The organism is Streptomyces sp. NPDC026377, assembly GCF_055567715.1.
The window spans coordinates 451,112-463,295 of record NZ_JBVHPV010000005.1 but is presented as its reverse complement, the minus strand read 5'-3'; the positions used below and the strand labels follow the sequence as shown (position 1 = coordinate 463,295).

At 70.3% G+C, this 12,184-nt stretch carries 7 protein-coding genes; 4 read left to right on the top strand and 3 right to left on the bottom strand.

Annotated features, from left to right (window positions below):
- Window positions 1-107 precede the first annotated feature (107 nt).
- Window positions 108-782 carry a GNAT family N-acetyltransferase gene (locus ACZ4MU_RS14495; RefSeq protein WP_467875468.1) on the bottom strand — a complete coding sequence of 225 codons (675 nt, stop codon included), beginning with the start codon at window positions 780-782 and terminating at the stop codon, window positions 108-110.
- 195 nt (window positions 783-977) lie between these two features.
- Here ACZ4MU_RS14495 and secA point away from each other — a divergent pair, with 195 nt between their 5' ends.
- Window positions 978-3,794 (top strand): preprotein translocase subunit SecA, encoded by a 2,817-nt coding sequence (gene secA / locus ACZ4MU_RS14490; RefSeq protein WP_467875465.1) that lies wholly within the window; start codon window positions 978-980, stop codon window positions 3,792-3,794.
- 37 nt (window positions 3,795-3,831) lie between these two features.
- Here secA and ACZ4MU_RS14485 read toward each other — a convergent pair whose 3' ends face one another.
- Window positions 3,832-4,290: an Rv3235 family protein gene (locus tag ACZ4MU_RS14485; RefSeq protein WP_467875463.1), complete on the bottom strand. Its 459-nt coding sequence runs from the start codon at window positions 4,288-4,290 to the stop codon at window positions 3,832-3,834.
- 266 nt (window positions 4,291-4,556) lie between these two features.
- Here ACZ4MU_RS14485 and ACZ4MU_RS14480 point away from each other — a divergent pair, with 266 nt between their 5' ends.
- Window positions 4,557-5,063, top strand: coding sequence for a DUF6912 family protein (locus ACZ4MU_RS14480; RefSeq protein WP_467875460.1), 507 nt, complete (start codon window positions 4,557-4,559; stop codon window positions 5,061-5,063).
- A 93-nt stretch (window positions 5,064-5,156) separates the two neighbouring features.
- Window positions 5,157-5,831: an HAD family hydrolase gene (locus ACZ4MU_RS14475; protein WP_467875457.1), complete on the top strand. Its 675-nt coding sequence runs from the start codon at window positions 5,157-5,159 to the stop codon at window positions 5,829-5,831.
- A 231-nt stretch (window positions 5,832-6,062) separates the two neighbouring features.
- Here the strand turns inward: ACZ4MU_RS14475 and ACZ4MU_RS14470 are convergent, their stop codons facing one another.
- A complete protein-coding gene (locus ACZ4MU_RS14470) occupies window positions 6,063-6,629 on the bottom strand; it encodes a DJ-1/PfpI family protein (protein WP_467875454.1) in 567 nt (188 codons plus the stop codon).
- 503 nt (window positions 6,630-7,132) lie between these two features.
- On the opposite strand from ACZ4MU_RS14470, the gene ACZ4MU_RS14465 reads away from it, so the two are divergent.
- A complete protein-coding gene (locus ACZ4MU_RS14465; RefSeq protein WP_467875451.1) occupies window positions 7,133-12,103 on the top strand; it encodes an NAD-glutamate dehydrogenase in 4,971 nt (1,656 codons plus the stop codon).
- Window positions 12,104-12,184: the final 81 nt, after the last annotated feature.

Below are 12,184 nucleotides of genomic sequence, written 5' to 3'. Positions count from 1 at the left end.
ACCGGGGGAGCCCGTCAGGCCCGGGAACCCCTCATGCCGGACCCTTACCGCTGGGGAGTCCTTCACTTTTGGGGGCCCTGCGCGCCGGGGCGTCGCCGTCACCCGCCTCACGCCCGGGCGGGCAGGTACGCGCGCGTGGTGGGCAGGCCGAGGTCGCCGGGAAGGAGGCCGCCCACCCAGGTGTCGCGGCGAGTGCCGCCGTGGACGAGACCCGCGCGCAGGGTGCCCTCCATGGTGAAGCCCGCCTTCTCGGCCACCGCGCGCGAGGCCGTGTTGCCGACCTCCGCCCGCCACTCCAGGCGTTCGACGCCCGCCGACTCGAAGGCCCAGCGGGCGGCGGCGAGGGCCGCCTCGGTCATATAGCCGCGCCCCCGGTGCTCCTTGGCCGCCCAGAACCCCAGCTCGGCGACGTTCTCGCCACGCCGCATGACGCCGACCATCGCCACCAGCGGCCCCTCCGCCTCCGGAGCTTGCGGAGCATTTGAAGCATGGGGAGCCTCCGGAGGCCCTGAAATCTCCGTCGCCCCACCACGTCCTTCGGCCTCATCAGTCCCGGCGGCGACCCGCAGACGTACCGCGAACGTGTAGTCGGAGTCGTCCCGCCAGCCGTTGGGGGCGAAGGTCGTGGTGAAGGACTCCGCGTGCTCGCGCAGATAGGGGGAGGGGACGGTCGTCCATCGCTGGATGTCGGGGTCCTGACAGGCCGCGTAGGTGTCGTCCGCGTCCTGGGGGCCGACCGGCCGCAGCAGGAGGCGTGCGGTGCTGAGAGTGACTGGGTCCATCGGCTGATTCTCCGCGCGGGACCGCAGGGGGCGCCAGGGCTTTTCGTGTTTCCCGGCACCTTCCGGGCGCCCGGTCCGTTGTCGTCATGGCAGACCTCCCGGCGCGGGCGGGTCCTCGCATACGATGGCCGTTGCCCAGAAGTAATCAACCGTACTCGACCGCGCCAGGCCCGACCGGCAAGGAGACCAACCCCCGTGTCCGTCCTTTCAAAGCTCATGCGTGCAGGCGAAGGCAAGATCCTGCGCAAGCTGCACCGCATCGCGGACCAGGTCAACTCCATCGAAGAGGACTTCGTGAACCTCTCCGACGCCGAGCTCCGTGCCCTCACCGACGAGTACAAGGAGCGGTACGCGAACGGGGAGAGCCTGGACGACCTGCTCCCGGAAGCCTTCGCCACCGTCCGCGAGGCCGCCAAGCGCGTCCTCGGCCAGCGTCACTACGACGTCCAGATGATGGGTGGAGCGGCCCTGCACCTCGGCTATGTGGCCGAGATGAAGACCGGTGAGGGCAAGACCCTCGTCGGCACGCTCCCCGCCTACCTCAACGCGCTCTCCGGCAAGGGCGTGCACCTGATCACGGTCAACGACTACCTGGCCGAGCGCGACTCCGAGATGATGGGCCGGGTGCACAAGTTCCTCGGCCTCGAGGTCGGCTGCATCCTGGCCAACATGTCGCCCGCCGAGCGCCGCGCGCAGTACGCCTGCGACATCACGTACGGAACGAACAACGAGTTCGGCTTCGACTATCTGCGCGACAACATGGCGTGGTCCCAGGAGGAGCTCGTCCAGCGCGGTCACAACTTCGCGATCGTCGACGAGGTCGACTCCATCCTGGTCGACGAGGCGCGTACGCCGCTGATCATCTCCGGCCCGGCCGACCAGGCCACCAAGTGGTACGGCGACTTCGCCAAGCTGGTCACGCGCCTCACCAAGGGCGAGGCGGGCAACCCGCTCAAGGGCATCGAGGAGACCGGCGACTACGAGGTCGACGAGAAGAAGCGCACCGTCGCCATCCACGAGCCGGGCGTCGCCAAGGTCGAGGACTGGCTGGGCATCGACAACCTGTACGAGTCGGTGAACACCCCGCTCGTCGGTTATCTGAACAACGCCATCAAGGCGAAGGAACTGTTCAAGAAGGACAAGGACTACGTCGTCATCGACGGCGAAGTCATGATCGTCGACGAGCACACCGGCCGTATCCTCGCCGGCCGCCGCTACAACGAGGGCATGCACCAGGCGATCGAGGCGAAGGAAGGGGTGGACATCAAGGACGAGAACCAGACCCTCGCCACGATCACCCTGCAGAACTTCTTCCGCCTCTACGACAAGCTCTCCGGCATGACCGGTACGGCGATGACCGAGGCCGCCGAGTTCCACCAGATCTACAAGCTGGGCGTCGTGCCGATCCCGACGAACAGGCCCATGGTCCGCAAGGACCAGTCGGACCTGATCTACCGCACCGAGGTCGCCAAGTTCGACGCGGTGGTCGACGACATCGCCGAGAAGCACGAGAAGGGCCAGCCGATCCTGGTCGGCACCACCTCGGTCGAGAAGTCCGAGTACCTCTCGCAGCAGCTCTCCAAGCGCGGCATCCAGCACGAGGTGCTGAACGCCAAGCAGCACGACCGGGAGGCGACGATCGTCGCCCAGGCCGGCCGCAAGGGCGCCGTCACCGTCGCCACGAACATGGCCGGACGAGGCACCGACATCAAGCTCGGCGGCAACCCGGACGACCTCGCCGAGGCGGAGCTGCGCCAGCGCGGTCTGGACCCGGTGGAGCACGTCGAGGAGTGGGCGCAGGCCCTGCCCGCCGCCCTGGAGAAGGCCGAACAGGCCGTCAAGGCGGAGTTCGAAGAGGTCAAGGAACTCGGCGGTCTCTACGTGCTGGGCACCGAGCGCCATGAGTCCCGCCGTATCGACAACCAGCTGCGCGGCCGTTCCGGCCGTCAGGGCGACCCGGGCGAGTCCCGCTTCTACCTGTCGCTGGGCGACGACCTGATGCGCCTGTTCAAGGCGCAGATGGTGGAGCGCGTCATGTCGATGGCCAACGTCCCGGACGACGTGCCGATCGAGAACAAGATGGTGACGCGCGCGATCGCGTCGGCCCAGTCGCAGGTCGAGCAGCAGAACTTCGAGACGCGCAAGAACGTCCTGAAGTACGACGAGGTGCTCAACCGCCAGCGCGAGGTCATCTACGGAGAGCGCCGCCGCGTCCTGGAGGGCGAGGACCTGCACGAGCAGGTGCAGCACTTCATGGACGACACCATCGACGCCTACATCCAGGCGGAGACCGTCGAGGGCTTCGCCGAGGAGTGGGACCTGGACCGGCTGTGGGGCGCGTTCAAGCAGCTCTACCCGGTGAAGGTCACCGTGGAGGAGCTGGAGGAGGCGGCGGGCGACCGCGCGGGCATCACCGCCGAGTTCATCGCCGAGTCCATCAAGGACGACATCCACGAGCAGTACGCGGCGCGCGAGGAGCAGCTCGGCTCCGAGATCATGCGTGAGCTGGAGCGGCGCGTGGTCCTCTCGGTGCTCGACCGCAAGTGGCGCGAGCACCTCTACGAGATGGACTACCTGCAGGAGGGCATCGGCCTGCGTGCCATGGCGCAGAAGGACCCGCTGGTCGAGTACCAGCGTGAGGGCTTCGACATGTTCAACGCCATGATGGACGGCATCAAGGAGGAGTCCGTCGGCTACCTGTTCAACCTGGAGGTCCAGGTCGAGCAGCAGGTCGAGGAGGTGCCGGTCGAGGACGCGGCGCCGTCCGACCGGCCGTCGCTGGAGAAGGAGACCGCCGGGGCGCGTCCGGAGATCCGGGCCAAGGGCCTGGACGCCCCGCAGCGCCCGGACCGGCTGCACTTCTCCGCGCCGACGGTGGACGGCGAGGGCGGTGTCGTCGAGGGCGACTTCGACAACGGCGAGGAGCCGGCCCGCTCCGAGGCCGACGGTATGACCCGCGCGGAGCGCCGCAAGGCCCAGAAGAGCACGGGCGGCCGTCGCCGCAAGAAGTAGGAAGCAGGGGCACCGCGCGCCCGCGAGGCGCGCGGTGTCACCGGGTGGGGCCGGGCACCGTACGGGTGCCCGGCCCCACTTCTACTGCCGCGCACCGCCAGCGCAGGTCGGCGCCCTGCTCCAGACGGAAGGCCATGGCGCGTACGTGGTCGCCCGCGCCGATGCGCGCGAACGCCTCGATGACGCCCGGCTGGGGTACGTACTCGTCGCAGTGGCGCACCACCGGTCGGCAGGAGGCCCGCAGCGGGCTGGCCAGGGCCAGGAGCACCAGCTGCTCGTACGCCTCCCCGACGGTGTGCCCCAGCATCCAGTGGACCGGGCGGTGACCGCTGAGGACGGCGAGCAGGCGCTCGGCGAACCAGTAGCGCGGCAGCCGCTGGCGCCGTGCGTAGGCGGAGACGGCGCCGGTCCTGCCCGGTCCCACCCGGTCGCCGCGCCCCGCGGGGCGGGTGCTGTCGGTCCGCGCGGCCGTCCTCGTCCTGTCGGTCCTGTTCATGCCCGTCGCCCCCTTTGATACCGGCCAGTAGCTTTCTGTTGGGGATCTTGTACGGGGGTGGCGGCGCCGGTCGCAAGGGCGGCGGGAGGGGCGTGGCGGGGCTCGGGAGATTCACCTATCCGGGTGATCCGGGGCCCGGCGGGGCCCGGGGCGACGGAGGATCGGACGCGGGCACGGCGGGGCCGCCGACGCCGTGCGGGCAACCCGAAGGGGGACTCCCGCACGTATCCTGAGGGCGTCTTCCGATCAGAAAAGAGCGGCCTGCCATGCGCGTGTACCTCCCCCTGACGCTCCCCGGTCTCGCGACGGCGCACACGGCGGGGGAGCTCGGGCCCGGCCCGCTGACCGCCTACGCCGTCACGCCGGGGTTGCGCGAGTGGTACGTCTCGGACGACATCGAGGAGCTGGAGTACGCGGCGCTGAGCCGGGCCGCGGCGGCGTCGCTGCGGCTGCTCGCCGTGGACCCCCGCGCCCCCAGGCGCCGTGTCGTGGTCGCCGTGGACGTGCCCGACGGCGCCGCCTCGGCCGACCCGGACCGCGGCCTGGAGGCGAGCGCGCTGGGCGAGGTGCGGATCGCGGGGCCGGTGCCGCTGGCCAAGGCGGCGGCGGTGCACGTGGACGCGGACGACGCGGTCGGTGACGTCACCGCGGCGGCCGACGCGCTGGGCGCGGCGGACCAGGGCGATGACGACGCCCAGTTCACGGTCGACGGCGCCGAGGACCATGAGCTGCTGTGGTTCGGGGTGCAGGAGATTCCCGGCCTGATCGGCTGACAGCTGATTGCTGACGGCCCGCTGACCTGCGCTCTTGGGCAGATCTGAGGCTCGGGCGGATCCGTTGTCAGTGGGGGTGGGTACCGTTCTGGCATGGGGAAGCGCACGACGCATCTGGTCTGGGACTGGAACGGCACACTGCTCGACGACATCGCGACGGTCATCGAGGCGACCAACGCCGCCTTCGCCGAGCTCGGCCTCGCGCCGATCACGCTGGAGCGCTACCGCGAGCTGTACTGCGTGCCGATACCCCGCTTCTACGAACGGCTGATGGGACGGCTGCCGACCGAGGCCGAGTGGCTCGTGATGGACGACGCGTTCCACAAGCACTACTGGCTGCGGGCGGACGCCTGCGCGCTCACGGCGGGAGCGGCCGAGCTGCTCGCGGCGCGGCGGGCGGCCGGGCTCAGCCAGTCCCTGCTGTCGATGGCGCCGCACGAGCACCTGGTGCCGATCGTGCGGCGGCACGGCATCACCGAGCACTTCGTGCGCGTGGACGGGCGCACCGGCCCCTCGCACGGCAGCAAGGCCGAGCACATGGTGCGGCATCTGACCCGGCTGCGCGAGGTGGGCGAGGGCATATCCCCGGACCGGATCGTGGTGATCGGGGACGCGGTGGACGACGCCGTGGCGGCTGCCCATGTGGGCGCGCGGGCGGTGCTGTACACCGGGGGGTCGCACAGCCGGGCCAGCCTCGCGCTGGCGGGTGTGCCGGTGGTGGATTCGCTGGCGGATGCGGTGGAGGTCGCGGAGGCGTTGGCGGGTTGAGGGTGCCCTTTGGTGCGGGGCGCCCGGGGATGCCGCCGTACGGGGTGCCCCAAGGGTGCCTTGAGTCTTCGTCTGCGGGTTGGTGGGGGTTGTTCGCGCAGTTCCCCGCGCCCCCGGGGGGTCCTCGCAGCCGGGGAACAGGGCTCGGGCACGGTCCCCGGGGGTGCGGTGCTGCACGAGTGGGGCCTCGGCGCCGGCCCGGGTGGTCCCCGGGCCGGTCGTCCCGCGTCCCTACGTCACCGGTGCCTTCGCCCGTAGCACCGTGAGGAACTCCCGCATCCAGGTGGAGTGGTCCGGCCAGGCGCGGGCGGAGACCAGGGTGCCGTCCACGACCGTTTCCGCGTCGCGGAAGTCGGCACCGGCGGCCTGCATGTCGAGTTCGAGGGCGGGGTACGCGGTGACCCGGCGGCCGCTGAGGCTGCCGATCGCCGCGGTCAGGAGGGGGCCATGACAGATTTGGGCGACCGGCTTGTCCGCGTCGAAGAAGGTCTTGAGGAGTTTGCGCAGCTCGGGGTCGTTGCGCAGGTACTCGGGCGCCCGGCCGCCCGGGATCACCAAGGCGGCGTACTGGCCCGGATCGACTTCCGAGAAGGCCAGGTCGGCGGGCCAGGTGTAGCCCGGCTTCTCGGTGTAGGTGTCGAAGCCGGGCTCGAAGTCGTGGACGACGAACTGGAGCTTCTTGCGGGCGGGGGCGGCGATGTGGACGTCGTAGCCCTCCTCGCGCAGCCGCTGGTAGGGGTAGAGGACCTCCAGCGACTCCGCCGCGTCGCCGGTCACGATCAGGATCTTGGCTGCCATCGGTGCTCCCGGAGTCGACCGTGCGTGCCTGGCCCGTACAGGGTGCGCGGGGCGCTTCGTCCCGCGGTTCCTCGGGCTTTGCGGGGTGCCGTGCGCGCGGATGTGAGGCGTACCGCGCGTACGGGGCAAACGTGCCCCGGTCCGGCCGGTTTGCCAAGAGGGCATCAGGGGGGGGCGCGTCGCTGTCCAGAGTGTCAAACTTCGGGTCCTGGTTTTGTACACATACGGCTCATGACGGTTCGGGGGGGCGGGGCGATAGCCTTGACCCGTGATCAGCGCGATATCCCGCAGGGGCACTGCCGCCCCTGCCCTGCGCCCGGAGTGCCACAGTGCCCGGGCCCTCGCTGATTCCCGTATCCCGGGCCCTTCGCCGAAAATGGCCAATAACGACCCGGGCATCTCTCATCGCGGCATAACGTCGACTTCGACCGGACACCCCGCGTCGTGGCGTTGCGCCGCTTCTACCTACGTCACGCAATGGCGCGCGACAGGAGCCAGAGGACATGCAGACCAAGCTGGACGAAGCCAAGGCCGAGCTGCTCGCACGGGCCGCCCGGGTAGCTGAGAACAGCCCGGTGGGGGGCCCCGGCGGTCTGGGGGGCGCCCCCCAGGACCGGGCAGCCACCACCGGGGCCGCGGGGGAGGAAGGTCCTGCCCGGGACGCCGTCCTCGGGTACCTCCAGCGCTACTACCTGCACACCGCTCCCGAGGACCTGACCGACCGCGACCCGGTCGACGTCTTCGGCGCAGCCCTGTCGCACTACAGGTTGGCCGAAAATCGCCCCCAGGGCACCGCGAGCGTGCGGGTGCACACCCCGACGGTCGAGGAGAACGGCTGGACCTGCAGCCACTCGGTCGTGGAGGTCGTGACCGACGACATGCCCTTCCTGGTGGACTCCGTCACCAACGAGCTCTCCCGTCAGAACCGCGGCATCCACGTCGTGATCCACCCGCAGGTGGTGGTCCGCCGCGACGTCACCGGCAAGCTCATCGAGGTCCTGGACACCGGCGCCCAGACCTCCGGTCTGCCGCACGACGCGCTCACCGAGTCCTGGATCCACGTCGAGATCGACCGCGAGACCGACCGCGCCGACCTGAAGCAGATCACCGCCGACCTTCAGCGGGTGCTCTCCGACGTCCGGGAGGCCGTCGAGGACTGGGAGAAGATGCGCGACGCCGCGCTGCGCATCGCCGACGAGCTCCCCAAGGAGCCCAAGGCGGGCGATCTGCGCGACGAGGAGGTGGACGAGGCCCGGGAGCTGCTGCGCTGGCTCTCCGACGACCACTTCACCTTCCTGGGCTTTCGCGAGTACGAGCTGCGCGAGGACGACTCGCTGGCGGCCGTGCCCGGCACCGGCCTCGGCATCCTGCGCTCCGACCCGCAGCACGCGGGCGACGACGCCCACCCGGTCAGCCCGTCCTTCGAGCGGCTGCCCGCCGACGCGCGCGCCAAGGCCCGTGAGCACAAGCTCCTGGTGCTCACCAAGGCCAACAGCCGGGCCACCGTGCACCGGCCCTCCTACCTCGACTACGTCGGCGTGAAGAAGTTCGACGACAACGGCAACGTGGTCGGCGAGCGCCGCTTCCTCGGCCTGTTCTCCTCGGCCGCGTACACCGAGTCGGTCCGCCGCGTCCCCGTCGTGCGCCGCAAGGTCGCCGAGGTGCTGCGCGGCGCCGGATTCTCGCCGAACAGCCACGACGGCCGCGACCTGCTCCAGATCCTGGAGACCTACCCGCGCGACGAGCTGTTCCAGACCCCGGCCGACCAGCTGCGCTCCATCGTCACCTCGGTGCTCTACCTCCAGGAGCGGCGCCGGCTCCGCCTCTACCTGCGCCAGGACGAGTACGGGCGCTACTACTCGGCGCTGATCTACCTGCCCCGCGACCGCTACACCACGGGCGTGCGGCTGCGGCTCATCGACATCCTCAAGGAGGAGCTCGGCGGCATCAGCGTCGACTTCACCGCCTGGAACACCGAGTCGATCCTGTCCCGGCTCCACTTCGTGGTGCGGGTGCCCGCCGGCACCGAGCTGCCCGACCTCACCGACGCCGACACCGAGCGCATCGAGGCCCGCCTGGTGGAGGCCGCCCGCTCCTGGGCCGACGGCTTCTCCGACGCGCTGAACGCCGAGTGCGGCGAGGAGCGCGCCGCCGAGCTGCTGCGCCGCTACGGCCACGCCTTCCCCGAGGGCTACAAGGCGGACCACTCGCCGCGCGCGGCCGTCGCCGACCTGGTCCACCTGGAGCAGCTCACCCACGGCCGCAAGGACTTCGCGCTCTCGCTGTACGAGCCGGTGGGCGCCGCCCCCGGCGAGCGCCGGTTCAAGATCTACCGCATCGGTGAGCAGGTCTCGCTCTCCGCGGTGCTGCCGGTCCTCCAGCGCCTGGGCGTGGAGGTCACCGACGAGCGCCCCTACGAGCTGCGATGCGCCGACCGCACGCACGCGTGGATCTACGACTTCGGTCTGCGCCTGCCCAAGAAGGTCGTCGGCGCCGGTGACTACCTGGCGGACGACGCCCGCGAGCGCTTCCAGGAGGCCTTCGCCGCCACCTGGACCGGCGCCGCCGAGAACGACGGCTTCAACTCGCTGGTGCTGCGCGCCGGGCTCAACTGGCGCCAGGCGATGGTGCTGCGCGCCTACGCCAAGTACCTGCGCCAGGCCGGTTCGACCTTCAGCCAGGACTACATGGAGGACACCCTCCGCGACAACGTCCACACCACCCGGCTGCTGGTCTCGCTCTTCGAGGCGCGGATGTCGCCGGGCCGCCAGAGCGCGGGCACCGAGCTCATCGACGGACTGCTCGAAGAGCTGGACGGGGCGCTCGACCAGGTCGCCTCGCTCGACGAGGACCGCATCCTGCGCTCCTTCCTCACCGTCATCAAGGCGACGCTGCGCACGAACTACTTCCAGAAGAACGCCGAGGGCAACCCCCACGCGTACGTCTCGATGAAGTTCGACCCGCAGGCGATCCCGGACCTCCCCGCGCCCCGCCCGGCGTTCGAGATCTGGGTGTACTCGCCGCGCGTCGAGGGCGTCCACCTGCGCTTCGGCAAGGTCGCGCGCGGTGGCCTGCGCTGGTCCGACCGGCGCGAGGACTTCCGTACGGAGATCCTGGGCCTGGTCAAGGCGCAGATGGTGAAGAACACCGTCATCGTGCCGGTCGGCGCCAAGGGCGGATTCGTCGCCAAGCAGCTCCCGGACCCGTCCGTGGACCGCGACGCGTGGCTGGCCGAGGGCATCGCCTCGTACAGGACGTTCATCTCGGCGCTGCTCGACATCACCGACAACCTGGTGGCGGGCGAGGTCGTGCCGCCCGCCGACGTGGTGCGCCACGACGAGGACGACACCTACCTGGTGGTCGCCGCCGACAAGGGCACCGCGACCTTCTCGGACATCGCCAACGACGTGGCGATCAGCTACGACTTCTGGCTCGGTGACGCGTTCGCCTCCGGCGGCTCCGCCGGATACGACCACAAGGGCATGGGCATCACCGCGCGCGGTGCCTGGGAGTCGGTCAAGCGGCACTTCCGCGAGCTGGGCCACGACACCCAGAGCGAGGACTTCACGGTCGTCGGCGTCGGTGACATGTCCGGTGACGTGTTCGGCAACGGCATGCTGCTCTCGGAGCACATCCGCCTGGTAGCCGCATTCGACCACCGCCACATCTTCATCGACCCCAGCCCGGACGCCGCCGCCTCCTACGCCGAGCGCCGCCGCCTGTTCGACCTGCCGCGCAGCTCCTGGGCGGACTACAACAAGGAACTGCTGTCCGTCGGTGGCGGCATCCACCCGCGTACGGCGAAGTCGATCCCGGTCAACGCGCAGATGCGCGCGGCCCTGGGCATCGAGGGCGGTGTCACCAAGCTGACGCCCGCCGAGCTGATGCAGGCGATCCTCAAGGCGCCGGTGGACCTGCTGTGGAACGGCGGCATCGGTACGTATGTGAAGTCCTCCGCCGAGTCCAACGCGGACGTCGGTGACAAGGCCAACGACGCGATCCGGGTCAACGGCGAGGACCTGCGGGTCAAGGTCGTCGGTGAGGGCGGCAACCTCGGTCTGACCCAGCTCGGCCGGATCGAGTTCGACCGCAACGGCGGCAAGGTCAACACCGACGCGATCGACAACAGCGCGGGGGTGGACACCTCCGACCACGAGGTGAACATCAAGATCCTGCTCAACGGTCTGGTCACGGACGGCGACATGACCGTCAAGCAGCGCAACAAGATCCTCGCCCAGATGACCGACGAGGTCGGCCACCTGGTGCTGCGCAACAACTACGCGCAGAACACCGCCCTGGCCAACGCGGTCGCCCAGTCCCCGTCGCTGCTCCACGCCCACCAGCGGTTCATGCGCCGCCTCGGGCGCGACGGCCACCTGGACCGGGCGCTGGAGTTCCTGCCGACCGACCGCCAGATCCGCGAGCTGCTGAACAACGGGCGCGGGCTCAGTCAGCCCGAGCTCGCCGTGCTGCTCGCCTACACGAAGATCACGGTGGCCGACGAGCTGATCCACACGGACCTGCCGGACGACCCGTACCTGCAGAAGCTGCTCCACGCGTACTTCCCGAAGCAACTGCGCGAGAAGTTCGCCGAGGCCATCGACGGCCACGCGCTGCGCCGCGAGATCGTCACCACGGTCCTGGTCAACGACACGGTGAACACCGGCGGTTCGACCTTCCTGCACCGGCTGCGGGAGGAGACCGGCGCGTCCATGGAGGAGATCGTCCGGGCGCAGACCGCGGCCCGTGAGATCTTCGGCCTGAGCGCGGTGTGGGACGCGGTGGAGGCGCTGGACAACAAGGTCGACGCCGACGTCCAGACCCGTATCCGGCTCCACTCGCGCCGGCTCGTCGAGCGCGGCACGCGCTGGCTGCTCAACAACCGGCCGCAGCCGCTCCAGATCGCCGAGACCATCACGGACTTCACCGACGGGGTCGGGAAGGTCTGGGGAGAGCTGGCGAACCTGCTCAAGGGCGCCGACCTGGAGTGGTACCAGTCGATCCTGGACGAGCTGACCGAGGCCGGGGTGCCGGACGAGCTCGCGCGCCGGGTCGCCGGGTTCTCCTCCGCGTTCCCCTCGCTCGACGTGGTGGCCATCTCGGGCCGTACCGGCAAGGCCCCGCTGGCGGTCGCCGAGGTGTACTACGACCTCGCGGACCGGCTGCGGATCACCCAGCTGATGGACCGGATCATCGAGCTCCCGCGGGCCGACCGCTGGCAGTCCATGGCCCGCGCCTCCATCCGTGAGGACCTGTACGCGGCGCACGCGGGGCTGACCCAGGACGTGCTCGCGGCCGCCGACGGAGCCGCGTCGCCCGAGCAGCGCTTCAAGGCCTGGGAGGAGAAGAACGCGGCGATCCTCGGCCGCGCCCGCACCACCCTGGAGGAGATCCAGGGCTCGGACGCCTTCGACCTGGCGAACCTGTCGGTCGCGATGCGGACGATGCGGACGCTGCTGCGCACGCACAGCTGAGTCACGCGTGAGGGGGCGGCCACCGGTAGGGCACCGGTGGCCGCCCCCTCACGCGTGCGGGACGCCGCGCATCGCGTTCGT